This is a genomic window from Aquimarina sp. AD1, assembly GCF_003443695.1.
Taxonomy (GTDB): Bacteria; Bacteroidota; Bacteroidia; order Flavobacteriales; family Flavobacteriaceae; genus Aquimarina; species Aquimarina latercula.
On sequence record NZ_CP031966.1, the window covers coordinates 5,272,159 to 5,297,716 of the forward strand.

The window sequence follows — 25,558 nt, forward strand, 5'->3', positions numbered from 1 at the left end:
AATTATAATACTTATGAATAGACTATTAACAATATTTATGCTGATTGCGTGTAGCTTAATTTCCAATTATGCTGTTGCCCAACAAGACGCTCAGTATACTCAGTATATGTATAATACAATTAGTGTAAATCCTGCTTATGCAGGTAGTCGAGGAGTTATGAGTATAATGGGTTTACATCGTAGTCAATGGGTAGGACTGGATGGAGCTCCACGCACTCAAACATTAACTCTAAATACACCCATAGGAGATAATAATCGAGTTGGATTAGGCTTGTCAATTGTAAATGACGAGATCGGACCCACTGATGAAACATATTTTGATATTGATTTTTCTTATACTATTCCTACTTCGGATACCGGGAAATTAAGTTTTGGAATAAAGGCAGGTGGACATTTATTAAATGTGGATTTTGATCGATTGTCACAGTTTGATACTGGAGATCCTCTTTTTAATAATGGAAATATAGATAATAAATTTAGCCCTAATGTTGGTGCTGGTATTTATTATCATACTGATAAGTTTTATTTAGGATTAAGTGCTCCTAATTTATTAGAGACAGATCATTTTGATGAAAGCGCAGCGATAGATAGTAATGGAAACTCCTCATTTATAGCAGAAGAAAGAATTAATTATTATTTAATAGCGGGTCATGTTTTTGATTTAAGTGATACTGTAAAGTTTAAACCAGCGATTTTAAGTAAGTTAGTTTTTGGAGCTCCTCTGCAAGTAGATTTATCGGCTAACTTCTTGTTGTATGATAAACTTACTCTTGGGGTAGGATATAGATGGAGTGCAGCATTTAGTGCGATGGCTGGGTTCCAGGTATCAGATTCTTTAATGATCGGATTTGCATATGATAAGGAGTCTACAGAATTGGGTAGAACACAGTTTAATGATGGAAGTTATGAAGTTATGTTACGTTTTGAATTATTTAGAAAATATAACAGAATGCTAACTCCTCGTTTCTTTTAATTAGAATTAATAGTTTTTCTGATTAATCATAGAGTTTAGATTAGTTATTTTTATAGTATACAATATATAGCCAAAATAAAATGAAGGGATTATTACACAAGTTAGTGTTTGTTTTTGTTGTGTTTTTCTTTGTAGGTGCTACATTTTCTCAAGAAAGAAAATTGAAGACCGCTCAAAGTCAATATGATAAATATGAATATATTAATGCGCAAGAGACATACCTTAAAGTAGTTAAGAAAGGATATAAAAGTGCAGATCTTTATAAGAATCTAGGGAATAGCTACTACTTTAATAGTCAATTCGAAGAAGCTTCTAAGTGGTATGAAGAATTGGTAAATTCCTATCCAAGCGAAGTAGAACCTGAATATTATTTCAGATATGCTCAAACGTTAAAATCTGTTGGAAGATATGATGATGCAGATGTATTTATGAATAAGTTTGTAGAAGCGAGTTCAGATGATCAAAGAGCGCAATTGTTTGAAGAAGAACCTAACTATCTTAAAAGAATAGATTTCCAATCAGGAAGGTTCGAAATTGAGAATTCTTCTATTAATTCTTCATATACTGATTTTGGTTCGGCTTTTTTCGGAAGATTTATAGTTTTTAGTTCCTCGAGAGATACTCTTTTATTTAAGAAAACGCTTCATCAATGGAATGAAGAACCATTTTTGGATCTTTATAGAGCAGAATATAACCCCACTAATGGAGAACTTTCTGAAATTGAAAAGTTTGATAGTAAGATAAATAGTAAATTTCACGAGTCTACACCCATTTTTTCTAAAGATGGTAATACAGTTTATTTTACAAGAAATAACTATGACGGTAGAAAATATGGCAGTGATAAGAAAGGAACTAATCGATTAAAAATTTATCGTTCTTATAAGAATACTCAAGGTAGTTGGACGACTCCACAAAATTTACCGTTTAATAGTGATCAATACTCCACTGCACATCCAACGTTAAGTTTAGATGAGAAAACATTGTATTTCTCTTCGGATATGCCTGGAGGAGAAGGTCAATCAGACATTTACGAAATAGCGATTAATTCTGATGGGAGTTTTGGAGAACCTAAAAACTTAGGAAATAGAATTAATACAGAAGGAAAAGAAACTTTTCCCTTCGTTAGCATTAACAATGATTTATACTTTGCTTCGGATGGTCACATTGGACTTGGTGGTTTAGATGTTTATGTAACTCGATTAAACCCTCAAACAGATGAAGAAAAGTTAATTGTTAACATAGGTAAACCTGTGAACAGTCCTGATGACGATTTTGCTTTTATTGTAGATGATGAGTCTAAAAGAGGATATTTTTCTTCGAATAGAGAAGGAGGAAGAGGGAAAGATGATATTTATAGTTTTCTGCAGTTAGAAGATCTTAAAAGTTTCTGTGAGATTACTATTACAGGTGTTGTTAAGGATAAAGATACTCAAGAATTACTTTCTGGAGCGAAGGTTTCAATCTATGATAGTAGTAATAATCTATTAGAAAGCTTTATTGTCGGAGATGATGCATCATATAGTCATATAGTTAAATGTAGCTCTAAGTACTTCGTACGTGCAGAAAAAGAAGAGTATTTAACATTAGAAAAGCTAGTGAGTACTCCAGGAAAAACAGAAACTTTAGATGTGCCATTATTGTTAGAGAAAAAGATCAAAACTGCTGATGTTGGAGATGATCTTGCTAAAGTATTATCGTTAAACCCTATTTACTTTGATTTTGATCAATATTATATTCGTCCTGATGCTGCTATAGAATTAGCAAAAGTTATCGAAGTAATGAATCAATATCCAGATATGAAAATCGATGTAAGATCTCATACCGATAGTCATGGAAATGATGATTACAACCTTTGGTTATCTGACGAAAGAGCAAAATCTACCGTAAAATATATGGTATCTAAAGGAATTGCAGCGAATAGATTAACCAGTAAAGGATATGGAGAAACACAACCTGTTAATGATTGTGGAAATGAATCTAATTGTAAAAAATCAGAATATCAGCTAAATAGACGAAGTGAATTTATAATCGTTAAATAATAGTATACTTACATAGATTACTAATAAAACTTAATTAAATTAAAAAAACACCTTTACGAGAGTAAGGTGTTTTTTTATTATACAGGTAAACAATTCTTTAATTTATGTCAAAAAATGCATAGATTATGAATTGCTATTACGATTTCGTAGCTTTGAGCCAATACAAAGCAATGAAAGAAGAAAAAGTCATTTTAGTTAACGAAAATGATGAGCAAATTGGGTTGATGCCTAAACTTGAAGCACACGAGAAAGCTATATTACATAGAGCATTTTCAGTATTTATTCTTAATGAAAAAAAAGAACTAATGTTGCAGCAAAGAGCTCATCACAAGTACCATTCGCCAGGTTTATGGACAAATACTTGTTGCAGTCATCAACGAGAAGGAGAAAGTAATATTCAGGCTGGAACAAGAAGATTAGAGGAAGAAATGGGATTTACTACACCTCTTAAAGAAACAATATCATTTATATATAAAGCACCTTTTGATAATGGACTTACAGAACATGAGTTGGATCATGTGTTAGTTGGTCAGTATGAAGAGGATCCTATTATTAATTCAGATGAAGTCTCGGATTGGAAATGGATGCATATAGAAGATGTTAAAAAGGATATTATTGAGAATCCTAATAGCTATACGGCTTGGTTTAAGATTATTTTTGATAAATTTTATGAACATATAGTAATATGAGAATAAAGGCTTGTAGAAAAGCGCATTTTAATGCCGCACATAGATTGTATAGGAAAGATTGGAGTGATGAAAAGAACACTCAAGTTTTCGGAAAATGCAGCAATCCTAGATATCATGGGCATAACTATGAATTAGTAGTAGCGGTTATAGGAGATGTAGATCCAGAAACAGGTTTCTTAATAGATTTGAAAATTTTAAAAGATTATATTAAGTCTGAAGTTGAAGATTATATGGATCATAAAAACCTTAATGAAGAGGTAAAAGAATTTGAAAAATTAAATCCAACTGCGGAAAATATCGCCTTTGTAATTTGGAATAGACTTCGTAAAAAGCTAGATTTAAGGTATGATATCGAGGTTACATTATTCGAAACTCCTCGAAATTATGTAATATACGACGGTAAATAAAATCATTTATGGCCTTAGAATTAGGAAGCAAAATTCCCCAATTTTCAGCAATCAAAGATGATGGGGGCGATTTTCATAGCGTTGATTATATTGGTAAAATTCCATTGGTAATTTATTTTTATCCCAAAAACTTCACTCCTGGTTGTATAAAAGAAGCTTGTGATTTTAGAGATAGTTACGAAGATTTTAAGAAAGAAGGAGTAGAAGTAATAGGGATAAGTGCAGATAATGTCAAATCTCACGAAAGATTTAAGACTAAATATAGTTTGCCTTTTATTTTTTTATCAGATACCGACGGTAGTTTAAGAAAGCTTTTTGGTGTTAAGTCAGGTTTGTTTGGAGTATTACCAGGAAGAGAAACATATGTTATAGATAAAGAAGGAGTGGTTAGGTTAAAATTTAATAGCATTAACGCTTCGAAACATTTAAAAGAAGCTATTAAAACTGTCAAAAAAATAATGAATGAGTAACGATTCACTTTACATGCTTAAGTTTCAGCCCATTTTAAAGGAAAAAATATGGGGAGGCTCCAAATTAAATAATCTTTTAGGAAAGAAGTCTGAGAGCTCTTTTGTTGGAGAAAGTTGGGAAATAAGTGATGTAGAAGGAGATTGTTCGGTTGTTATTAATGGTGAATTTGAAGGAAAAACACTAAAAGAACTTTTGGCTAATTATCAAGAAGAATTGATAGGACAAAAGAACTTTGATAGATTTGGAGCAAAATTTCCTTTACTAATAAAATTTATAGATGCTAAACAGGATCTTTCCGTACAGTTACATCCTGGTGACGAAATCGCTAAAGCGAAGCATAATTCTTTAGGTAAAACTGAGATGTGGTATATTACGCAAGCTGATAAAGAAGCAAACATTATAATAGGCTTTAATCAAAAAGTAAATTCTGAATTATATCAAAAACATGTTGCCGATAAGACGATCAAGGATATTTTACATTATGAGTCGGTTACCGAAGGAGACACCTTTTTTGTGTATTCAGGGTTGATACACGCAATAGGAAAAGGAGTGCTGTTAGCAGAAATACAGCAAACATCTGATATTACTTATCGAGTTTATGATTGGGATCGTAAAGATTCTGATGGTAACTACAGAGAATTACATCAACAAGATGCTTTAGAGGCAATTGATTTTAGTAATAATTCTGATTATAAAGTTGAGTATACTTCAAAAAAAAATCAAATTACTGATTTAGTTCAATGCCCACACTTTATTACGAACCTTGTAGAAGTGGATAAAGAAATTTCTATGTCACATACTAAACTAGATTCTTTTGTAATATATATGTGTGTAAAAGGTAAAGCTCAGTTAATAAATGGGTCTCAAAAAGTTACTATTGTTGTTGGAGAGACAATTTTAGTTCCCGCTTCGATAAAAGAAATTAACTTGATTTCTGAAGGGGCAAAACTACTACAAGTCTATATTTAAAAGTAAAACCGTTTGATAAATGGTTTAAAAGACTAATTTTGCATAAAATATTTTAGAAAATGGCAAATAAAAGAAATCTTAAGAAAGATATTAACTACGTATTAGGGGATATCATAGAAGAAGTATACATCTGGGAAGAGAATAATCCAGATAAAGATAAAAAGGCAGGAGAAGTTATTATAGATGAGGCAATCAATTCTTTTGATGCTTTTATGGCAAGAGTTAGTGATCGTAATGTAGAAAATGCGGCAAAGCACTTTAAATCTATCAAAGAAGATTTAGAAAAAACAGCGAAGTCTTTAGCTGAAAAAGTAAATTCATTATAATTTTTTTTAAAAAGTATTTGCAAATATGATTTCAGAAATTATATTTGCAACCGCTTTGCCGATGTAGCTCAGCTGGCTAGAGCAGCTGATTTGTAATCAGCAGGTCGTGGGTTCGAGTCCCTCCATCGGCTCTTAGTAGTGTAAGTCCCAATTCCTGAAGGAGTTGGGATTTTTTTTATTGGATAAATTTCCAATTAGAATAGAAATTTAGTTCGAGTTAAATATCTTTCTTAATACGTTCTATTAAATAAACAACCCTAATCTTCTTTAGAAGTTTAGGGCTATTAATGTATTAAGTGATATCACTTACTATTTTTTAATAACGTTTTCACCAAAAAAAATGTGAGATAACTTTTTAGATACAGCAGTTATAGTAAGGATAACTTGGTGTATTTGGATTAGCGGGATGAAAGTAACATCCAGGAATGTAAGTCGCTCCGCATGCTGGATTATTAACTAAATCAGTAGTTGTACAACAAGACAATGAAGGATTACAGCATCCACCGCCTCCAGAACCAGGACGTCCTCCTCCAGAAATACCTTTTTGTTCTTTTCTATTTAATTGTTGAGCCCCTTTTAAGTTTAAAATTTTTTTTAACATAATTGTAGTTTAAAGAGTTAATTGTGAGTCAATTAAGTTAATAAAAATTGTTTTAAGTACCTTGCGGTATTTCTGTCAATATTTTATGGTTAAATTCCGATGTTATTGTTTTTAGAAAAATATATTTACTGATCTTTTTCTACTCTTTCAGCTTCTTTTGTTTTTCTCTCTTTTAAGTAATCAGTTAGTTGTTTGCCATATATTGATTTTTTAACTTTTGGAGATAATGATTTTGCTACAGTATCTAGATATTTAATATTGGCGTCAAAAACTTCGTGAAGAGTTATGTATGGAGCTACTTCTAGTTTTCTATTATTGATGGCAAAATTGATAGTGTACAAATATTTTTGTCGAAGTAGATTTTTGTAAGCGATATCGTTTTTAGCTAATTTTTCATCATCATTCTGTTTCTTTGCCTCATAATCTTCTTTTATGATTCTTAGATTTCTTTCTTTGAATCTTTTATTCATTTTGTTGTACTCAATCAATTTAGTTTGATTTTTGCCTCCGGCAATAATTGCCTCTTTTTCAAAACCATTCAGAGAAGTGTTGATCGTAATTACTCCAGGCTCTGCAAAAAAATCAATACGATCATTAAATTGAGTTCCATCATGTTTATCTAAAAATAAATAATGAATTTCAGGTTCTTGAACAGTAGTTTGAAATGTAAACTGAGGATCTCCATCGATAACTAAAGAATCTAAATTTATTAAGATAGTATCTTTAATTTTTTGAAGATATAATGTTCCTTTTTTAAGTCCTTTTACTGTTCCGTTTATAGAAACATTTCCTTCTTTTTTAGGAGAACTACAACTTAGGATGAGAGTAGATAACAATAATATGGTAAAAAATTGTCGCATTGATGGGTTTTTAATTTTGAAAAAATCGAATACAAAGATGCTATAAATTAGATTGAAAAACTAACTTCCAGAAGCAATTTGCATTAATATTGTACATAGAATTGCACCATAGGTTCCTACCACATAACCAAACACAGCTAAGAGTACGCCAACTGTTGCTAGTGATGGATGAAATGCTGCTGCCACGACTGGAGCTGATGCTGCTCCTCCTACATTGGCTTGGCTACCTACAGCAAGGAAAAAGTAGGGTGCCTTTATTAATTTAGCAACTCCAATTAAAAGAAGCGCATGTATGGTCATCCAACCCAACCCAATTCCAATTAATCCAGGATTTTCTAATATCATTTTCAAATCCATTTTCATTCCAATCGTTGCAACTAGAATGTAAATAAAAATACTGCCGATTTTACTAGCTCCTGCTCCTTCATATTTTTTCGCTTTAGTGTATGATAATAGAATTCCAATAGCGGTTGCTATAGTAATCATCCAAAAGAATTGAGATGTAAAGGATGATAGGGCAGAGCTTTTGTCATTAAATACTTCGAAATTGTTCGATAAAAATCCAGACATTCCATTTGCTCCCCAATGTGCTAAGCCTACGGTTGTAAAAGCGATAGATAACATAATTATATAATCCGTTAACGTAGGGTTTCTATTAACGCTTTCTGCATAAGAGGATACCTTTTCTTTTAGTGATTCAATGGCACTACTATCCGCTTTTAGCCATTTGTCAATTTTTTTACTTTTTCCAATACCAATTAGTAAAATAGCCATCCAAAGGTTTGCTACTACGATATCTACTAGTACCATACCTCCATATTTATCAGGATTATATTCGTAAATTTCTAACATAGCGGCTTGATTAGCTCCTCCACCAATCCAACTACCAGCAAGTGTAGATAAGCCTCTCCAGACCGCATCAAAACCAGCACCTCCAACAGTTTCTGGAGAAATCAAAGAGATTAATAAAATAGCGATAGGTCCTCCTATTATAATACCTATAGTTCCTGTAGCGAACATAATTAAGGCTTTTGGTCCTAAATTAAAGATTGCTTTTAAATCTATACTAAGTGTCATTAATACTAGAGAAGCTGGTAATAAGTATCTACTGGCTATATAATATACATTGGAGGATTTTTCGATAATCTCTCCGTCAGTACCTAGTTCTTTCCATTCAGGAGATATAATTCCTAAGGAGTTAAATATAGCTGGGAGTAAATAACAAAGTAATAGTGCAGGAACAAATTTATAAAACCCTTGCCAAAAACCTGTTTTAATTGATGAAGTGTAAAAAACAAGACCTAAGCATAGCATTAGAATTCCAAAAACAATGGTGTCATTGGTAAAAAAAGGAACATTTTCCATAGTGTGAGTTCATTATATTGTGAGATGCGTTGCAAAATACAATTTTTGGATTAAAATTAAATTAACTTCCTAATGTGAGTTAATCATTAATCCAGCTCTTTAAAATTGCTATCTGTCCTTCAGTAGCGTTAGGATTCTGTTTAAGAATTATTTTTTCTACTGCAGGGGGAATTACTTTAGAAGTAAGTTTTAAAATATTTTGATCTCGTTCGATTGTAAAAACAACATCATCACCAATATTCCATTTATTAGAATCACTAAAAAGATCATAAATGTTTTTTATGGTATATGTTTTACTATCTATGCTTAATAGAATATCTCCTCTTTTTATTCCTACTTTTTTTAGAAAGTTATTACGTTCTGCCCCAGCAGTAAAAACTACCTTTTTAGTAGTTTCAGAACCTTTTATAAAGGGTTCTTGTTCATGAATGAAATATTCAGAAGGAATTTCTACAGTATTGTATATCAATCCAGCTTTTTTTAAGTAATATCCATAATCGATAGGGGTATTATTAATAACATGAGATTTTAGAAAATCTGCTACTTCTGGATAAGAAAGTTCTTCTATCACCTTTATTAATTCATCATCTTTAAAAGGACTTTTATTTCCAAATCTTCCTGATAACCCTTTTATAAGATCAACAATACCATAAACTCCTTTACTTTTTTCTCGCATTATTATATCGATACACATGGAAATTAGAGCACCCTTTTCATAGACGTTGCCATAATTTTCTAAATATGGATCTTGTAATATGTTTTTACTCATTTCCGCAAAAGAAAAGCTTTGATCAAAATTTTTAGAATTATTTATTTTTTCTAAAATTCTTTCAAAAAATTCTTCTTTTTCAATGAGTGCTTGATTAATCTGAAATAATAAAGAAAAATATTCAACTGTACCCTCATACAACCATAAATGCTTTGACATTTTTGGATTATTATAGTCAAAATCATGAATCTCTTCAGAGTGTATACTTAATGGAGTTATGATATGAAAAAACTCGTGCGAAACAACATCTGTCAGCGATTCATTCAGTTTTTGTAATGGTATCGATTCAGGAAGTACAACAACTGTAGAAGTATTATGTTCTAAGGCTCCAAAACCTTTAGCATCATCACTTTTAGAAGAAGAAAGGTAAAGTATAACACTATATTTTTTTGTCGTATTGATATATCCTAAAAAATTCTTTTGCGCTCTGATCATGCGTTCCATTTGTGGCATTAATTGCGCAGCACGATGAAGTTTGGTAGGAGAGTAAACACTTAATAAAACCTCAATTTCATTAATATTAAAAGTTATTTTGTCCGGAAAGGAATACATTATGGGAGAATCAGCTAAATCAGCATATCTCTTAAAAATAAAAACATCTGTATCATATAAAGCTCCTGCTTGAGGCTCTTTTGGTAGATATTCAGATAAAGAAGTTGAAGCTTCCATATCTATAGGATGTTTGATAAAAAGGTTGTACTTATTTTCTTTTTTGTTGTCAAAATATCCTACAAAAGCATATAGGTTAAGAACGAAATTTTTGTTTTGTAGAATATTTGTTCCTGTAGGAGAGAATATTTGATGGTCATTTTCTGTGTCAAAAGTATCGTTCACTAAATAAGTTATGGAACTTAATTGTTTTGCACTGTTTATTTTCCAGCGATTATCTCCGCGTTTTTTTACAGACAATTCATTGCCCTCATTATCGAAAGCTTTAAAATCTTCGATGTATTTTCCATAATTATTGTTTTGGTATGTTCCGGGAACAATTTTGGGCAGGTAATAACTGATTGTATCTGAGTTTATGCTATTGATTTTTAATTCTACCTTTACTTTATCATCTATTATATTTACTAAATCTAAGGATGCAATAATTGGTGTAGTATCTACTTTTATTGCAGATTTTGTTGGTTTGCAACCTGTAAAAGAGTAGATAATAAAAATGTAAAATATTAGAATTCTAATCAGAGTAATTTTTTTTAGCACAAGTATTAGATATTGTTTTTTATATATGTAGCAACACCATCTTCTTTTCCGGGTAGTGTTATTACATCAGCAATTTTTAATGTTTCAGGTTTCGCATTGGCAACAGCTACTCCGGTACCAACAGCTTTTATCATAGCAATATCGTTATAATTATCGCCAAAAGCTACTGCTTCAGATAGAGAAATTTTATAATGCTTAGTAAGCAGTAATTCAATCGCAGTTAATTTTGAAATACTTTTATGAGCAATTTCAATATATGTAGGCTTTGATCTATATAAGTGTAATGTTTCGCTAAAATGTGTTTTTAAAAAAATAAATGCTTCTTCAATATATTTTTCATCCCCCATACACATGATCTTATGAGCTCCTTTATTTTCGACTTTCCATTCTTCGATAACTTTTTTTGTTGATTTTACAACTGGAGTTACTTTAGTATTTTGTGATTCTCTATTTGCCCAAAAATCCATTTCAGGAACAAACCAATCATCATTATGATATAAGCTTATATGAAATGAGTTCTTGTTATTAAAGTTGTTCAACTCCTGTATTATATCCGGATGTATAAAAGTAGAATGAATAGGTTTTTTGTCTACTAAAACTAACCCCCCATTATAACAAATTAGTGGAAGATGGGTAATATCCAATTCTTCTTGTAAATGTGTCATAGCACTTGGCATACGAGAAGAAATTAATATGACAGGGATAGTATCTTTTATTCGCTTTATTTCTGAAATAGTAAATTCAGAAAGTTCTCTTTCCGGGTTAAGAAGTGTTCCGTCAATATCAGAAAATACAATACGATGTGAATTCAATTAAATTAGCTTAGGGTTAATGATTCTTCTAATTGGTTAGTCTTTTACGAAGTTAACAATACTAGTGGTAACTTCTGGCATAATTTTAAGCCAGTATTCGTTATAAGATTTATGGTTTTCTAGTCTACTACCTTTTATTTCTCTAAGTATATGATTCATATTTTCTATGATCACATACTCCGCATTAGGAACAGCCTCTTTCAATTTTTCTGCTTCAGAGACTTCTACTTGTAGATCTTTATCACCTTGTAATATTAGAATTGGTATTTCTAGGTTCTGTATCTCTTCAGAAGGAGTATACTTAATCCAAGATTTCATAAAAGGCTGTAATTGATAACCAAATATAGATTCTAAAGCTGGATCGTAATCTGTAGCTCTTCCTTTTTCTTTTAATTCAGTAAAAGCTACCGCAGCACTTTTATCCAACCCAGGTGCTTGTTTTTCTAATTGTTGTATTACAATTTGGTCTACCGATTGTGCATTTCCAGCAATTGATATAAAACCATCAACGTTTTCCTGGCCAGCTACAATCCCGATTAAAGAACCTTGTCCATGACCCGCCAAAATGACCTTTGTGTAATTACCATTTTCCTTGAAGTATTTAACTATTGCTTGCGCATCTTGAATAAAATGTTCTAATAAAATTTCGTGCTCTCTAATTCCATAAGCATCAATTTTAAACAATCTTTTGTCATAACGATACGATGCTACGCCTTTCTTTGCTAGTGCTATAGCTAATAATTTAAAAGCATCATTTTTAGACATTCTGTCATTACCCTCTCTATTGATAGCTCCAGCATCCATAATAAAAATAACGAGAGGAACATTATCATCGGAGTATGGAGTTGTTAATGTACCTTCGATAAGACGGTTAACTCTAACGGTCGCAGAATTGTATTCTTTTTCTTCTTTCTCTTGAGCCAAACAAAATGTTGTAAAAGCAATCAGAAATAATGAAAATCTTATTTTCATATATATTGGGGTTTATGAGATATGTCTTTATGAAACGATAAATATGCTACCATATTTTTGATCTAAAATTCTTTTGGTAAAATATCTTTGTTAAAAATAACATTTAACGATTCACTAACATACCCTTTTTTATCTTTGCTTCAAAATATATACTAATGATTACTCGATACATTGCCTTTTTATTACTGTTTACTATTTCCTTTAATGCATTCTCATTTAATGATGATTGGGGTAAAACAGGTCATAGGGTTACAGGAGAGATAGCAGATAGCCACCTTACAGAAAAGGCAAAAAGAAATATTGCTAACATATTAAAAGGAAAAGGGTTAGCTTTTGTTTCAATTTATGCTGATGAAATAAAAAGTGATGATCGTTATAGAGGCTATAGTCCTTGGCATTATGTAAACTTTTCTTTTGATAAAAAATACGGAGAAGAAACTCCTAGTAAACATGGAGATTTAGTTCAAGGAATTCAAAAATGTGTAGAGGTTTTGAAAAGTGAGGATTCTTCTGAAGAAGATAAAGAATTTTATCTTAAAATGTTAGTTCATTTTATTGGTGATTTACATCAGCCTTTACATGTAGGAAGAGGAGAGGATAAAGGAGGGAATGATATCCAGGTACGTTGGTTTAGAGATGGGTCTAATTTACATAGAGTTTGGGATAGTGAAATGCTTGATTATTATGGAATGAGCTATACAGAATTAGCCAATAATACAGACGAATTATCATTATCAGAAATAGAAGCTATAAAAAAAGGTGAAGTATTAGATTGGATTTATGAGTCGCAAAGCCTTGCGAAAAAAGTATATGCCTCTGCAAATGTAGGAGAGAAGTTGGGGTACAAGTATATGTATAATAATTTTCCAATTGTAAGAGCTCAATTACAAAAGGGAGGAATACGTTTGGCTAAAGTATTGAATGATATTTTTGGTTAAAATAAAACAAGATTTTATTTACTAACTGTAAGATCCTTTCGATACTGCTTAGGAGACATAGAGAAATACTTTTTGAAGGTCTTAGTAAGATGACTCTCATCAGTGTATCCTAATTGATAGGCAATTTCTGCAATTGTAAATTCGGTATTCTGTAACCTATATTCTACGAGTTTCATTTTGTATTTGGTTACATATTGATGTATAGATTCTCCCGTTGCTTTCTTAAAATAAGTGCTAATCGAACTCTGCGACATATTGAACTTATTAGCCATATAACTAATCTTGGTAAGGTCATTATCGTATACATGCTGTCTGATGTGACCTAGTATCTGATCTATCCTCGAATCATTTATTGAAACATTTCTATTATGAGAACTGTATTTGTCAGAAATATTACGGACTATAATACTTAATATAGTACTGATTGCATTCGAAATAATCTCTTGATAATATATCTTTTCGTTTTTAAATTCTTCCATAACTACATTATGGATATCCCAGATAATACTTCTATCTTCTTCATGTGAAATTACATCTCCAGGGATAATATTAGGATGATGTAGTAGTTGTTCAATTCGTTGTAACCAATATTTCCTATCGGGTAAGTTGACTTTACTAGAAAATAAAAGTTCGGTAAATTTAAAGTGTGTAAAACCAGAATGTTTTTCTATTTCAAAATGATGTGTGTCTTCTGGAGCAAGTAGAAAAATGTCATTTTTTTTATACCGAAATCGAATACCATTAATTGTGTGATAACCACTTCCTTTTTCAACAAAAATGATCTCAAAATAATTGTGATTATGAGGTTCCGCTTCCCATTTATCGAATGAATATTGATGTACAACAAAGGTCTCGTGTAAGGTATAACGATTCATAATCAATTTTTCTTTTGTTTTAAAGTTACAAAAATAAAATCAAACCTAATAACTGTTTTGTACAAGTGTTTTTGAATATTTTTACTTTATTTAACTGATAATTAAATAATTATGTTTTAAAAGTACAAGTAGTTACTATAATTCTACAAGTAGACAGTAAGGAACACTTTATACTTTTGCCCTGCAAATTTTTCACACAAATCGGCAATGAAGTTTAGAGTTTATTTATATGCAGTGGTTCGGATACTGTTTGGAGGTTTTTTGGCACTACATAGTGTCTATAACGTAATTATTTATTCAGAATTTCTGAATGAAATTGACACCTACTTTACAAAAACAACGGTATTTAAATACGACTTGGTTGAAGCATTAGCTCCGCTAGTTCCTTTTGAAGAGTTTGTTTTGGGGTTATTTCTAATTCTTGGTTATTTTACAAGAAAAGTCCTGATATGTGCATCGATTTTGTTCTTGTTTTTGGCACTTTTTTTATTAGACGTAAATTCAATAGGACTGTCGATATTACATATAGGATTATTTATCCTGACCCTAATATTATGGAAAAAAGATAATTACAATTTAAAATCTATGGATTATTCTCGAGATATGTATCTAATGATATAGATTTTATGTTTTATTCATAGGGATTAAATGCCTTCTAATTAATAATCCTGAAGGTAAGATTAATTCGCGGATTTGTAATTTTCTTAGATTTTGGTAATTGATGTAACCAATTCTCTTGAGTTTTTCCACGCATTAGAAGTAGACTGCCGTGTTGTAATAATAGTTTTTGCTTTAGTTCTTTAGTTTTATGCTTAAAATGAAACCATCTTTCTTCGCCAAAACTTACAGATGCGATTATTGGTTCTGGACCAAGTTCTTTTTCATTATCAGAATGCCAACCATTACTATCTTGACCATTGCGATATAAATTTAGTAAACAAGTTGTAAAAATCTCCGAACTTACATCTTCTACCTTTTTTTTAATCTTTAATAAATGATCTGTAAATAAATGAGGTTGCATGGTGATATTAGAGTACGAATAGGTATTTTCATTATTAGCATATAAGGCAGTAAGGCGTGGCTGCTTATAGGTTTTACCAAAGACCTTTATGTCATCTTGTTGCCATTGAATAGACTCTTTTAATATTTCAAAAAAATGATCGGCTTCGGTTTTTTTAAAAAGAAATGGATAATAATGTACATCTCCATCTGCCATTTTTAGCTGAATATGTTCGTTTTGAGAACTAAATAGATTCAATGATTTTGTTTTTTAAAGATATGATTGTGCCCAATAAATCAAGCCAAATTGAAGTAATAACCTGAAAATGAGAATTGATTTTGGTAAATTTAAACCTGCTTTTTTATTCATAAGCATATGTATATGAACAGGAAAAAATAGAATTAACATGCATATAATAGACCAAATAGAAAAAAACCGTGTCTGGGCAAATAAAAGACCTATACCTGCAATGATCTCAGTAATACCACTTAGGTATACTAGTTGCTTATGATATGGAATATATAGCGGCATAATTCTCATAAATGCCTTTGGTTTAATAAAGTGAAAAATACCGGCAATTATAAAAATACCGGATAAAATATATAAATGCCAACTCATTAAACTCCAGTTGTTTTTGCCTTACCAGCACTGCTAAGTGCAAAATCTTTACTTCTTTTCATATGCTTTATGAAACTTACTTTTCTAAAACGTAATGCACTCCAATCTTCATCAATAGCTACTTGTCTTACAGGTTCTAAGTTATAGTCACCTAAAACTCCCCATCCGTTATCTCTTGTGATTTCAGACTTGTATTTTTTAGAACTTTTCTTAGGATAAGCAAACCAAAGAATAGCATCACCAATTAATTTAGGAAAAATAGTTTCGATTCGGTTTTCGATTTGTTTTTGTTCCATAACAAAGACTAGTGCAAAATCAACTTCAGATACTTGTATTAAAGATTCTTTTACTATAACATCCTTTAGGCAATCTAGTTCTTTGCAAAATCCTTCTGGTTCATTCAGTATTAATATCTCATCAAGTGATGGAGGTAGTTGTAATTTTTTGAATAATGGAGTCATGAGTTTGAATTTAAGTTTGGATATCCTGTGTTTACTACAAGATACAAAAAATAGAGAAAGTATAATACAATTATTAAGTCCTTTTGCATCGTGTAAACGAATACTTTTTTATATACATCGTTTTTTAAAAGTTTTACGGCACTTAGTATTTTCCATAAAATAAAAAGAAAAGTTATAGTTAATATAGCATTGTTTTTAAAGCCACACAAACTCATATTATGAAGGATTTTTTTAGAATTCTAAAACCCTTATGGATAGGATTGATAATAAGCATATTGTTAATTTCATGCGAATCAAAAGAACTACAATCCGATGATCAACAAATTATATATGATGATTTTAGTTTAGAGCAGGCATATCCAAATGAAACAGGAGAGTTGTTACAAATCACTTTAAATGGAGAAGAGATAGATGTTGAGAGCATTAATAAATATTACATTTTAGAAGGTGATATAAAAATAGAATTATCTGATACAAACAAAGGAGTAGGTAGAACTGGTGGGAGATGGCCTAATAACATTGTGTATTATGCAATCCAGAGTGGAATGCCTAATCAAGCTCGAATAACAAATGCAATAGCTCATTGGGAATCTAAAACAGAGTTAAGATTCGAATCTCGCACAAATCAATCCAATTATGTGTATTTTAAAAATGGATCAGGATGTTCTTCATACGTTGGGCGTATTGGAGGACGCCAAGATATCACCTTGGCAAATGGATGTTCGACTGGTAATACAATTCATGAAATTGGGCATTCTATTGGATTATGGCATGAACAAAGTAGAAAAGATCGAGATCAATATATTAAGGTAGTATTCGAAAATATTCAAAACGGTAGAGAATTTAACTTTAAAACTTATATAGAACAAGGCCAGGACGGTAATGAATACACTTCTAATCTAGATCTAGGAAGTATTATGATGTATGGATCATATGCTTTTTCTAAAAATGGTCAGCCAACCATAACTCGTATTAATGGGAATACTTACAATGCTCAACGTAATGGTTTGTCTGATAGTGATGTTATCGGAATTAATAAGATGTATCCGGCGCAGGTTTCTAACAATATAATTGAACTAAAAGGGAGTAATGGTAAATATGTGAGCAGCGAAAATGGCAGTGGACCCATGAATTGCAATCGAACAAGTCCACAAGTATGGGAGAAATTTGAAGTAATAACATTAGGTGGTGGAAAAATAGCACTAAAAGGGAATAATGGAAAATATGTAAGTAGCGAGGATGGTACTAAGCCTATCACTTGTAATAGATCACAAATAGGTTCTTGGGAACAATTTACATTAGTAGATAGAGGAGGAAACAAATACGCGTTAAAAGGAAATAATGATAAGTATATTAGTTCAGAAGATGGCGGTCAATCAATGACTTGTAATAGAATATCAATAGGGAATTGGGAGGAATTCGTAATTTCGGGATTGTAAACTTTACTGAAGTTGTGAATAAAAAAAACACCGCTTTAAAAGCGGTGTTTTTTGTTTAACTAATATTTTTAGTCAATGATTTTAGAGTTTTCGGGATCATCAAATAATTTACCTTCATTTTCTAGAAATGTAATATCACTAATAGTAGCTTCCCCTAACTTATCAGTCATTCCTTTTTCTGAAGTCCAACCGTAAAATTCCCATTTTGTTGCAAAAGGAATAGAATCTATAGTGGTAAAGTCTTTATAGTGTATGGCGTGAGGATCTGCCTCAGCTTTAGAAGTATCACCATCACTTCCGAAAGTAACAATATAAGCAGCAGCTTGTAGTGATTTAACAACTGGATCAGCATAAATCACATACCAATCATCAGGCGCATCTCCTGTTCCGGCTTCAAAAGTAAGTTTAGCAGTACTGTGTATAGTATTATTAAGAGTTCTATCATCTTGCATTTCCCATTTCGTACCAGGATCACTTAACTTGTATGGTAACCCAAAGAAATAAGTCCAAGTAAACATATCGAAACGAGCTCCTTTATCATTAGCATCGGCAGGACAGAGATATACCTTCTCTCCATCATAAATAAGTTTACTTTCATCTTTTTTATCAATTCTAATTTTTGATGAATTAGTGAGCATGGTAACTTTACCCTCTAAGTGTTCTTTTCCGTTGAAAATAATTTTAATGTAAAAACTAACTGCCTTGTGATCTAAAAACTTATCCTTTTTATGTGCCTTTTCTATGCTTTTAATAAAGTGATCTGAGATTGATAAAGCTCCATCCCCGATTCCACCATTAGGCTCCACAGGAATAGCATCTTTAGTCTCAGTAACTTCAGGAGCAGTTTTTTTTTCTTTTTTCTTCTGATTACAACCTATAATAGAGATCGTTAATAATACTACTAAAATTCTTTTCATAATGAGGGTCATTTGTGTTCATAAACTAAAGTACTAAAAGCATAATTAGTGATATAATCTTTATGAAAATTGTAACAGATTGATGATTTAATTAAGCTAAAATTGTGAAACCATATTTGCTAAATGATATAAATATTGTAACAAAAATCATTTATCGATTACTAATGTATATATGCTTGTAGAGTAATGTATTATGTAGCAAAAACCTCCTGAAAACTTGGGTCAGGAGGTTTTTTATTTTTTTTCGAATTCAGGACAATCCAATCGGATATCGTTAGAACTTAAATCCTTTTGAATAAGATTACAGAAATCATTGGTTTCAGATTTCTTTTCATAAAATTTACACGCGAAACAGGTTCTCTGAACAGATAAAACACCAGATTTATTTAATTTATAGATTAAAGAACTAAGCGTAGAAAATAGCGATTGTTGCTCTTCAAAATTAAGGGTATCAATTTGTTTCCTAATTGGATTGGCAAAGTTCTCTGTTTCAGAAACACTCTTTTTTCCATTTAATGTTAAACTAATATGATAACTTCTGCTATCAGTGGATGTTTTGTTTTTGGAGATCAGTTTTTTTTGCTCCAAGACCTTAACAGCATCACTAATAGTAGGTTTGGTAAGATTAAATTCTTTAGCTAAATGACTAACTGTGCATTGACTTTCCTTGTGATACGCTACAAAAATCAAGATTTGAATCTGTATAGGGCTTATTTTAAGTTCTTTAGAATATTCCCATAACAAAACACGGAAAATTTCAGAAATACGTTCTAAACCAATAACAATTTTAGCATTGATATCTTCATGTTGAAACGGTATATTGAAAATACTCTTATCCATATAAAACTAATAAGAAAGTTTTGCTTTCTTATTTGCAAAGTTAGTTATCCTAATTAGTTAATTCATTACTAATTACAATTTTCCATTTCGATTATAGCATAACCCTTAGTTTCTATAAGATTTACAATTTCTGGAGAAGCGGTTTCAATATGACAAAACCTACATTCTTTAGCAGTCAAACTAAGAGTTTTAAAAGTTTTAGTACTTAAGTACTTTTTTCCATATGCTAAAACCTGATCTTCATCCATGCTTTCATTTGAAACAAGGATGTCAAAATGCATTAGCAATCCATCTTTTCGATTTACATAAGTATCCCAAACAGCTATTTTCATTTTCTTTTTATTCGAATTCAACATTATACGGAAGTGAGAGATCGGTACTTAAAACACTATATACTTTATAAACACCGAGCATAGGAAATTCTTTTTTTTCAGTATTTACCTGCATATAAGCGGAAACTGCATCAAATTTGAAATTAGTTTGATTGCTTATTCGGTAATCGGGGATAACTACTTTGATTGAGTTTCCTTTAGTAATCACTTGAAAACCTGGAGAATCCATATACATTGGCATTCCCGGATTAGTAGGAGGAAGTTTAATAGTTTTATCATCTTTTTTAAATTGCTTTACTGATAATCCACCTTTGACTCTTTTGTCCGAATGCAGAACTACCCAATGTGGATGCCATACGATACCATCGTTATCATATCTCTTGTCAGAGTTTTCATCCCATAAAGGAGTGTCATCAAAATCGGGATGTGATGTTAATGCCAGGGCAATAATTCCTTCAGTACTATTAAAACCCACATCGGTAGGTTTTAATGTAGTTGGAAAAACATATCCCAAAACTGGAGCCCCATGAAGCTGCCCTACTGGTTCAGGAGTGGTTTCTCCTGCCTTTCCTTTTACTTTAATTTCCCAAATGGTACTGGATAGTTCCTCTAGATGAGTAACACTAACTTCAATGATCTTTAAATTATCATTATCGTATTTTTTGCACTCGTCACAAGCAAATAATACATTACTTAATAGTATCAGTATTAAAAAAAACATATGTCTCATAATTTCTATTAGTTTTAGAATAGTTAGGATTCTTTTAATTAGGAATCCTAACTATGTAGTTTAAATTTTTTTACTTTTTTACATCAGATAAAGATGCGCCAAAATTAATATGTAATACGTTGCCGTTAGCTGTCACTAGCGCTGGAACCGATTGGACACCTGCTTTTTCTGCGTTACTAATTAGTGATTGATCCTCTCCTAGATGAACAACTTCTACATTTGAAGCTCCGATTAGATGTATAAGGTCTTGTTCTGCACTTACACAAACGGGACATCCTGCATGATAAAAAATTGATTTACTCATTTTGATAATTTTTAAGGTTTAAAAAATTCTGAAACAAATATAGTAAGGAATCCTAATTAAATAATATTTTTTATAAATTTTAACATCAAAATAACTTTAGTCGTATCCATGATAAATAACGTATCGATGTTATAAAAGCATATTTTGTTATTAGTTTTAGTTTATTTATAAATCACCTAATTTCCTGTTCTGATTTTAATTCCTTTAATAAGTTTTCTTCATCTTCTAATGAAGGTTTTTCTCTTCTAGTAAAAAATCTTGGAAATAAGCCTATATACTTGTTAAATAAATCTATTTCTGTATCGATTAAGTCAGTATCTTCATTTTCAACAAGTGTGTCTATAAGATCTCTATAATATGTTACATTGTCCATAATACTTTCGAAATGTTCTTGTTGATTTTCATAGGATAGATTTGCAAAGTATTGTAATTGTTCCTGATATTTCTTAGCTACTTGTTTCCAAAGAGACCTTGCTTTTTCTTGTTTATTTATCTGATAATAACTATTTATAAAATCGTGTAAAGGAGTATAATATTCATAGAATTCCAAAGGCATTTTTTCTATTCCTAAATCTAGAACTTCTTCTGCTTTAATTAACTTATTTTCTTTTATTAATTGATTTACGAGTCTACCTAAATTGGTCCTGTATGATATCCCATTTCTTCTAGTTTCGGGATCGTGATAAATCTCTGTACTATCTCCATTTCCCCAGTCCCAAGCTTTTACGTTTTGATACATAATATCCGTATTCACTCTTCCTAATTGATAGGGATTGTTTGGATTTACTTTTGTTTTAATAGGGACAAGTTTATAGGTCATTCCATCTAGCTGTAAATAATCTTTCATCCAGATGTAATCGTCATCGCCAAAACTACCTCCTGTAAAATAAATAGGACGTTCCCAGTTGTTATTCGCAATGATATCTAACATGACTAATCTATGTTTTGGGATGTAATTTCCTTTTAAATGAATATCTATATAAGGTACAATCTTATCGGCATCTTTTTCAGAAACGATACCATTTTTAAGGATTTTTTCTTTATCAACCGGAATCCTAATGTTTTTAGTAGGAAAGGTAGATACTGTTTTTCCATTCATAAGTTCACCCTTCGTTCTTGGATCATTAGAAGTTATCCATCTCATCCAGTTTTTAATATGCATGGTATCCTTTGTTACCTTTTTAAAGAAAACAGCATCGTTGTTTCCATATGCATAAAAATTGTGTTCTAATTGTGATGGTACAGGTTTGCCATCATAGGCTGCCTTTTTCATTTGATCAACATACCAATCTGTAGCCAATAAATTCGTAATTAAAATTCGTATATCTGTCCGATAACCTTCTATCTCTTGTGTATACCATAATGGAAAGCTATCATTATCTCCAATAGAAAATAAAATAGCATCTTTCTGACAAGAAGATAGATACGTTTTTGCAGAAGATTGAGCAGTGTATCGATTGGATCGATCATGATCATCCCAGTTTTGAGAAATTAATAATGAAGGTACTGCAAGTAATGAAATTGCAATAGCTAAATATGCAGCCTTTTTAGTACTAATCTGATTTTTTAAGATATCAAAAAGAGCATAGACTCCAAATGCAATCCAAATTGCAAATACATAAAAAGAACCCACCAAGGCGTAATCTCTTTCTCTTGGTTCAAAAGGTCTTTCATTAAGATATATTTTTAATGACAACCCCGTAAATAAAAAGAATACCAATAATACCCAGAAATTTTTTCTATCCATTTGGAAGTGAAAAACGAATCCTACTAACCCTAAAATTAAAGGAAGAAAGTAGTAGGTGTTTCTTGCTTTATTTTTTAATGTATCCGTTGGTAAATTGTTTTGAGAACCTAAACGAGATTCATCGATAATAGGAATTCCACTGAGCCAGTTTCCATGCAAAGAAGATAGTTTGCCTTGGACATCATCTTGTCTTCCAACGAAGTTCCACATAAAATACCTCCAATACATATAGTTGATTTGGTATTGAAATAAATAGGATACATTATCAAAGAAAGAGGGTGGTTTTATATCTAAAAACTGACCGAATGACTCTAAGAACTTGTGATAATCATCATAATCTAATTCGCCAGACGCATACTTTTTTCTAAAATCAATGACTGTGTCAATCAGTTCTTGTTGATCTTGATATTCATTTTTAACAGAGAACTCTAAAGGTCCACTGAATAACATATAATTACTAATATGTTCTGTGCTCCACATTCTTGGTAATAAAGTTTTATGAGTATTATCTAAGTTTTGTCGTGCATTTTTCCAATCATTAACAATCACATATTTTTTTGTATTTATGTCTTTTTCATATTTAGGTTTGTCGTCTAAATAGGGTTCTTGTTCATCTAAGTTTCCGTATATTTCAGAGAATTGAGGTCCGTAAAACAGATGAGTTTTTGGGTATTGTTCTAGATTGTAATAAGCTAATAATTCTCGAGCGTTATTTGGATTATTTTCATTTATAACGGTACCTGCATTTGCTCTAACAGGAATCATTAACCAACTAGAAAATCCTATTAGAATAAAAAGAATGCAGAGTAGAGAAGTGTTCATCAAAGGATACCCTTTTTTTCTGGTAAATCGAAGGCCCATATAAAAACAAATGATCAAGCTTATACCTGCTATTATAGTTCCTGAGTGAAAAGGCAATCCAATAGAATTTACAAAGAATATTTCCGAAGTTCCAAAAAATGCTAATGTGTAAGGTAGTAACATTTTAAAAATGAAAAGTAATGTAGCTATTACAATAATATTAGCAACAATAAAATTTTTGAACGTTACGGTTTTATAGTTTTTGAAATAATATAACAAACCTATTGCAGGAATAGAAAGCAATCCCATAAAATGAACACCAAAAGATAGCCCAATAATAAATGAAATTACAATGATCCATTTGTTTCCTTTAGGTGTATTCATATCCCGCTGCCATAAAAGCCCTAAATAGAACATAACTGATAGTATAAGAGTAGCCATTGCGTATACTTCGGCTTCTACTGCATTGAACCAAAAACTATCTGTAAAAGCAAATGATAAGGAGCCAGTAAAGGCGCTACCTAGTATTGTTATGGCTGAGCTAGTTGTAAAACTTGATCTAGAAATAGCTAGATTTTTAAGAAGCAAGGTAATCGACCAAAACATAAATAATATAGTAAATGCGCTTGCAATTCCAGAGGTAATATTTAAGGTATATGCTATTTGCTCTGGAGCAGTAGCGAAAAGAGAAGCAAATGCACCGATCATCTGAAATAAAGGAGCACCTGGAGGATGTCCAATTTGCAATTTAGAAGAAGCAGAAATGTATTCTCCTACATCCCAAAAACTATTTGTAGGTTCTGCAGTTATTATATATACTACCAAAGAAATAGTAAATACGGTCCAGCCAAGTACTAAATTCCATTTTTTAAAAAGAGAAATATTCATTCGTTTTGATTGCCTTTGTTTTGGTAATCAAAAGAAGTGTATATATTAAAAAAAGTGTGATTTTAGAAGTCGTAATAAAGTACTAGTACGGGTATGATTTTACTTTTTAACTAATAATTCTTTTCTACTACTTATATTTAACTTGCTGTAAATATTAGAGATATGAGTTTTTACTGTATTAATACTAATAAATAATTCATTAGCAATTTCCTTATTACTCTTTCCAGATATAATTAACTCCTTGATAGTGTTTTCTTGATTGCTTAATACTGTTATAGGAGTACTATTTCCTTTTTTTCGTTTTCTTATAATTAAAAAGATAAGTGTTAGTATAATTAACCCAGCAATCCCATTTAAGAAAATACTTAAAGAATATTTTTTTTCGGTAATTCTTTTATCAACTAAAGATAGCTTGTTCTCAAGATATATAAATAAAGAAGGATCAATTTCACTAGATTTTAATTCTTTTAATAAGCTATTATAATAAGCGGTATTTTCTTTAATGTCTCTTTCTAATAATTTTTTATCATCAAGTTTTTTAATACTGATTAATTTTACCAACAGTATTTGTAAAGAGTCTTTTATATATCCTTTTGTCCTGAGCAAGTATTCTTCAGTATCAAAATTATCGTGTAAACTTTCAAATTTAGATTCAAATTTTTTTAACTGTTGCCATTCTTTATCTGCTTGATTATTGGTAGAGTAATTAGCAAAAAATGTTTCTCCTTTTTCAAAATGAATAGAATCATTTTTAGACAAAATAAATAACTTCGAGTTTTTAACTAATTCTTTGTTTTTTGATTCTGTTATGGGGTTGAGGTGGATTTTGTATATATGATCAGTAGTATTAAACCATTTTTGATCAAAAGCGAAGTATCCTTTTTCAGAAATATCTGATGACGCTATTGGAGTATATGTATAGCTGTTATTACTTTCATTTAATTCTACCTTACTTAGATGTACTTCTTGTTCCCAATCTTTTGGGTTTTCTATATGTAAATAGCCTGACACGATTTCTTGTCCATTCGTATTAAAACCAATGCAGAGTATTAATATGAAAAGATAAATTTTAGTTCTCATTTTGTCTTATTATCTTAATAGAAAGGAGTGATGTTGTAAAAATAATAAAATATGTAATACATATAGAGATCAGAAATAAAAACCGCTTCTACTGATTAGACAGTGAAGCGGTGTTATAATCTATATTCT

Annotated in this window: 27 protein-coding genes and 1 tRNA gene; 11 read left to right on the top strand and 17 right to left on the bottom strand. The window is 30.9% G+C overall.

The window, feature by feature from the left end; translation table 11 throughout:
• Positions 1-13 precede the first annotated feature (13 nt).
• The 8 genes from D1815_RS22685 (at position 14) to D1815_RS22720 (ending at position 6,005) form a co-directional block, all read left to right on the top strand.
• Positions 14-973 carry a type IX secretion system membrane protein PorP/SprF gene (locus D1815_RS22685; RefSeq protein ID WP_027392359.1) on the top strand — a complete coding sequence of 320 codons (960 nt, stop codon included), beginning with the start codon at positions 14-16 and terminating at the stop codon, positions 971-973.
• A gap of 80 nt (positions 974-1,053) precedes the next feature.
• Positions 1,054-3,012: an OmpA family protein gene (locus D1815_RS22690; RefSeq protein WP_118389612.1), complete on the top strand. Its 1,959-nt coding sequence runs from the start codon at positions 1,054-1,056 to the stop codon at positions 3,010-3,012.
• Between the two features lie 170 nt (positions 3,013-3,182).
• Complete coding sequence (gene idi / locus D1815_RS22695; RefSeq protein ID WP_118390109.1) at positions 3,183-3,701, top strand: isopentenyl-diphosphate Delta-isomerase; 519 nt, start codon at positions 3,183-3,185, stop codon at positions 3,699-3,701.
• Positions 3,698-4,108: a 6-carboxytetrahydropterin synthase gene (locus tag D1815_RS22700; protein WP_027392356.1), complete on the top strand. Its 411-nt coding sequence runs from the start codon at positions 3,698-3,700 to the stop codon at positions 4,106-4,108. Before idi ends, D1815_RS22700 begins: the two co-directional genes overlap by 4 nt.
• Before the next feature lie 8 nt (positions 4,109-4,116).
• Entirely contained in the window at positions 4,117-4,578 is a 462-nt protein-coding gene (locus tag D1815_RS22705; protein ID WP_118389614.1) for a peroxiredoxin, read from the top strand.
• Positions 4,571-5,548, top strand: coding sequence for a type I phosphomannose isomerase catalytic subunit (locus D1815_RS22710; protein WP_118389616.1), 978 nt, complete (start codon positions 4,571-4,573; stop codon positions 5,546-5,548). The genes D1815_RS22705 and D1815_RS22710 overlap by 8 nt, the downstream gene beginning before the upstream one ends.
• Positions 5,549-5,607: 59 nt before the next feature.
• On the top strand, positions 5,608-5,874 hold the full coding sequence (locus D1815_RS22715) for a hypothetical protein (protein ID WP_027392353.1): 267 nt from the start codon (positions 5,608-5,610) through the stop codon (positions 5,872-5,874).
• A gap of 57 nt (positions 5,875-5,931) precedes the next feature.
• A tRNA-Thr gene (locus D1815_RS22720) sits at positions 5,932-6,005 on the top strand.
• Between the two features lie 224 nt (positions 6,006-6,229).
• Here the strand turns inward: D1815_RS22720 and D1815_RS22725 are convergent.
• The 6 genes from D1815_RS22725 to D1815_RS22750 form a co-directional block, all read right to left on the bottom strand.
• Positions 6,230-6,475: a hypothetical protein gene (locus tag D1815_RS22725; protein WP_027392352.1), complete on the bottom strand. Its 246-nt coding sequence runs from the start codon at positions 6,473-6,475 to the stop codon at positions 6,230-6,232.
• Between the two features lie 125 nt (positions 6,476-6,600).
• Entirely contained in the window at positions 6,601-7,335 is a 735-nt protein-coding gene (locus D1815_RS22730; RefSeq protein ID WP_027392351.1) for a DUF4369 domain-containing protein, read from the bottom strand.
• Between the two features lie 60 nt (positions 7,336-7,395).
• Complete coding sequence (locus D1815_RS22735; RefSeq protein WP_118389618.1) at positions 7,396-8,700, bottom strand: DUF819 domain-containing protein; 1,305 nt, start codon at positions 8,698-8,700, stop codon at positions 7,396-7,398.
• A gap of 79 nt (positions 8,701-8,779) precedes the next feature.
• Positions 8,780-10,675 (bottom strand): peptidase M61, encoded by a 1,896-nt coding sequence (locus D1815_RS22740; protein ID WP_118389620.1) that lies wholly within the window; start codon positions 10,673-10,675, stop codon positions 8,780-8,782.
• A 5-nt stretch (positions 10,676-10,680) separates the two neighbouring features.
• Positions 10,681-11,487, bottom strand: a complete 807-nt coding sequence (locus D1815_RS22745) for a Cof-type HAD-IIB family hydrolase (RefSeq protein WP_118389622.1) — start codon at positions 11,485-11,487, stop codon at positions 10,681-10,683.
• A 36-nt stretch (positions 11,488-11,523) separates the two neighbouring features.
• Positions 11,524-12,459 (bottom strand): alpha/beta hydrolase, encoded by a 936-nt coding sequence (locus D1815_RS22750; protein ID WP_027392347.1) that lies wholly within the window; start codon positions 12,457-12,459, stop codon positions 11,524-11,526.
• 155 nt (positions 12,460-12,614) lie between these two features.
• Between D1815_RS22750 and D1815_RS22755 the strand changes: the two genes are divergently transcribed.
• On the top strand, positions 12,615-13,397 hold the full coding sequence (locus D1815_RS22755; RefSeq protein ID WP_035084640.1) for a S1/P1 nuclease: 783 nt from the start codon (positions 12,615-12,617) through the stop codon (positions 13,395-13,397).
• Positions 13,398-13,411: 14 nt separating this feature from the next.
• Here D1815_RS22755 and D1815_RS22760 read toward each other — a convergent pair whose 3' ends face one another.
• The gene (locus D1815_RS22760) at positions 13,412-14,272 is read right to left on the bottom strand and encodes an AraC family transcriptional regulator (RefSeq protein WP_118389624.1); all 861 of its coding nucleotides are present in this window, start codon (positions 14,270-14,272) and stop codon (positions 13,412-13,414) included.
• Positions 14,273-14,479: 207 nt separating this feature from the next.
• Here D1815_RS22760 and D1815_RS22765 point away from each other — a divergent pair, with 207 nt between their 5' ends.
• On the top strand, positions 14,480-14,893 hold the full coding sequence (locus tag D1815_RS22765) for a DoxX family membrane protein (RefSeq protein WP_118389626.1): 414 nt from the start codon (positions 14,480-14,482) through the stop codon (positions 14,891-14,893).
• Between the two features lie 34 nt (positions 14,894-14,927).
• On the opposite strand, the gene D1815_RS22770 is transcribed toward D1815_RS22765, so the two are convergent.
• Genes D1815_RS22770 through D1815_RS22780 form a run of 3 tightly spaced genes read right to left on the bottom strand, consistent with a single transcriptional unit; the run spans position 14,928 to position 16,351 of the window.
• Positions 14,928-15,530 carry an alpha-ketoglutarate-dependent dioxygenase AlkB gene (locus D1815_RS22770; protein WP_233557612.1) on the bottom strand — a complete coding sequence of 201 codons (603 nt, stop codon included), beginning with the start codon at positions 15,528-15,530 and terminating at the stop codon, positions 14,928-14,930.
• A 12-nt stretch (positions 15,531-15,542) separates the two neighbouring features.
• On the bottom strand, positions 15,543-15,890 hold the full coding sequence (locus tag D1815_RS22775; protein WP_118389628.1) for a MauE/DoxX family redox-associated membrane protein: 348 nt from the start codon (positions 15,888-15,890) through the stop codon (positions 15,543-15,545).
• Positions 15,890-16,351 (bottom strand): hypothetical protein, encoded by a 462-nt coding sequence (locus D1815_RS22780; protein WP_118389630.1) that lies wholly within the window; start codon positions 16,349-16,351, stop codon positions 15,890-15,892. Before D1815_RS22780 ends, D1815_RS22775 begins: the two co-directional genes overlap by 1 nt.
• Positions 16,352-16,569: 218 nt before the next feature.
• Here D1815_RS22780 and D1815_RS22790 point away from each other — a divergent pair, with 218 nt between their 5' ends.
• Positions 16,570-17,790, top strand: coding sequence for a M12 family metallopeptidase (locus D1815_RS22790; RefSeq protein ID WP_118389634.1), 1,221 nt, complete (start codon positions 16,570-16,572; stop codon positions 17,788-17,790).
• 68 nt (positions 17,791-17,858) lie between these two features.
• Here D1815_RS22790 and D1815_RS22795 read toward each other — a convergent pair whose 3' ends face one another.
• The 7 genes from D1815_RS22795 to D1815_RS22825 form a co-directional block, all read right to left on the bottom strand.
• A complete protein-coding gene (locus D1815_RS22795) occupies positions 17,859-18,707 on the bottom strand; it encodes a DUF6503 family protein (RefSeq protein ID WP_118389637.1) in 849 nt (282 codons plus the stop codon).
• Positions 18,708-18,941: 234 nt separating this feature from the next.
• On the bottom strand, positions 18,942-19,547 hold the full coding sequence (locus D1815_RS22800) for a MarR family winged helix-turn-helix transcriptional regulator (protein ID WP_027392338.1): 606 nt from the start codon (positions 19,545-19,547) through the stop codon (positions 18,942-18,944).
• A gap of 68 nt (positions 19,548-19,615) precedes the next feature.
• On the bottom strand, positions 19,616-19,879 hold the full coding sequence (locus D1815_RS22805) for a DUF2024 family protein (RefSeq protein ID WP_027392337.1): 264 nt from the start codon (positions 19,877-19,879) through the stop codon (positions 19,616-19,618).
• Between the two features lie 7 nt (positions 19,880-19,886).
• A complete protein-coding gene (locus D1815_RS22810) occupies positions 19,887-20,609 on the bottom strand; it encodes a hypothetical protein (protein ID WP_118389639.1) in 723 nt (240 codons plus the stop codon).
• A 70-nt stretch (positions 20,610-20,679) separates the two neighbouring features.
• Positions 20,680-20,913 (bottom strand): thioredoxin, encoded by a 234-nt coding sequence (locus tag D1815_RS22815; RefSeq protein WP_027392335.1) that lies wholly within the window; start codon positions 20,911-20,913, stop codon positions 20,680-20,682.
• A gap of 172 nt (positions 20,914-21,085) precedes the next feature.
• Complete coding sequence (locus D1815_RS22820; protein ID WP_118389641.1) at positions 21,086-24,349, bottom strand: protein O-mannosyl-transferase family; 3,264 nt, start codon at positions 24,347-24,349, stop codon at positions 21,086-21,088.
• 99 nt (positions 24,350-24,448) lie between these two features.
• Positions 24,449-25,429: a response regulator transcription factor gene (locus D1815_RS22825; RefSeq protein ID WP_118389643.1), complete on the bottom strand. Its 981-nt coding sequence runs from the start codon at positions 25,427-25,429 to the stop codon at positions 24,449-24,451.
• Positions 25,430-25,558: the final 129 nt, after the last annotated feature.

Excerpts from the sequence above, each read along its gene's own strand:
- D1815_RS22735 (WP_118389618.1), bottom strand. The coding sequence starts at position 8,700 with ATGGAAAATGTTCCTTTTTTTACCAATGACACCATTGTTTTTGGAATT.
- D1815_RS22820 (WP_118389641.1), bottom strand. The coding sequence starts at position 24,349 with ATGAATATTTCTCTTTTTAAAAAATGGAATTTAGTACTTGGCTGGACC.
- D1815_RS22815 (WP_027392335.1), bottom strand. The coding sequence starts at position 20,913 with ATGAGTAAATCAATTTTTTATCATGCAGGATGTCCCGTTTGTGTAAGT.
- D1815_RS22790 (WP_118389634.1), top strand. The coding sequence starts at position 16,570 with ATGAAGGATTTTTTTAGAATTCTAAAACCCTTATGGATAGGATTGATA.
- D1815_RS22765 (WP_118389626.1), top strand. The coding sequence starts at position 14,480 with ATGAAGTTTAGAGTTTATTTATATGCAGTGGTTCGGATACTGTTTGGA.
- D1815_RS22710 (WP_118389616.1), top strand. The coding sequence starts at position 4,571 with ATGAGTAACGATTCACTTTACATGCTTAAGTTTCAGCCCATTTTAAAG.
- D1815_RS22760 (WP_118389624.1), bottom strand. The coding sequence starts at position 14,272 with ATGAATCGTTATACCTTACACGAGACCTTTGTTGTACATCAATATTCA.
- D1815_RS22750 (WP_027392347.1), bottom strand. The coding sequence starts at position 12,459 with ATGAAAATAAGATTTTCATTATTTCTGATTGCTTTTACAACATTTTGT.
- D1815_RS22825 (WP_118389643.1), bottom strand. The coding sequence starts at position 25,429 with ATGAGAACTAAAATTTATCTTTTCATATTAATACTCTGCATTGGTTTT.
- D1815_RS22725 (WP_027392352.1), bottom strand. The coding sequence starts at position 6,475 with ATGTTAAAAAAAATTTTAAACTTAAAAGGGGCTCAACAATTAAATAGA.
- D1815_RS22810 (WP_118389639.1), bottom strand. The coding sequence starts at position 20,609 with ATGAGACATATGTTTTTTTTAATACTGATACTATTAAGTAATGTATTA.
- D1815_RS22805 (WP_027392337.1), bottom strand. The coding sequence starts at position 19,879 with ATGAAAATAGCTGTTTGGGATACTTATGTAAATCGAAAAGATGGATTG.
- D1815_RS22700 (WP_027392356.1), top strand. The coding sequence starts at position 3,698 with ATGAGAATAAAGGCTTGTAGAAAAGCGCATTTTAATGCCGCACATAGA.
- idi (WP_118390109.1), top strand. The coding sequence starts at position 3,183 with ATGAAAGAAGAAAAAGTCATTTTAGTTAACGAAAATGATGAGCAAATT.
- D1815_RS22730 (WP_027392351.1), bottom strand. The coding sequence starts at position 7,335 with ATGCGACAATTTTTTACCATATTATTGTTATCTACTCTCATCCTAAGT.
- D1815_RS22775 (WP_118389628.1), bottom strand. The coding sequence starts at position 15,890 with ATGAGTTGGCATTTATATATTTTATCCGGTATTTTTATAATTGCCGGT.
- D1815_RS22755 (WP_035084640.1), top strand. The coding sequence starts at position 12,615 with ATGATTACTCGATACATTGCCTTTTTATTACTGTTTACTATTTCCTTT.
- D1815_RS22795 (WP_118389637.1), bottom strand. The coding sequence starts at position 18,707 with ATGAAAAGAATTTTAGTAGTATTATTAACGATCTCTATTATAGGTTGT.
- D1815_RS22705 (WP_118389614.1), top strand. The coding sequence starts at position 4,117 with ATGGCCTTAGAATTAGGAAGCAAAATTCCCCAATTTTCAGCAATCAAA.
- D1815_RS22800 (WP_027392338.1), bottom strand. The coding sequence starts at position 19,547 with ATGGATAAGAGTATTTTCAATATACCGTTTCAACATGAAGATATCAAT.
- D1815_RS22690 (WP_118389612.1), top strand. The coding sequence starts at position 1,054 with ATGAAGGGATTATTACACAAGTTAGTGTTTGTTTTTGTTGTGTTTTTC.
- D1815_RS22715 (WP_027392353.1), top strand. The coding sequence starts at position 5,608 with ATGGCAAATAAAAGAAATCTTAAGAAAGATATTAACTACGTATTAGGG.
- D1815_RS22780 (WP_118389630.1), bottom strand. The coding sequence starts at position 16,351 with ATGACTCCATTATTCAAAAAATTACAACTACCTCCATCACTTGATGAG.
- D1815_RS22685 (WP_027392359.1), top strand. The coding sequence starts at position 14 with ATGAATAGACTATTAACAATATTTATGCTGATTGCGTGTAGCTTAATT.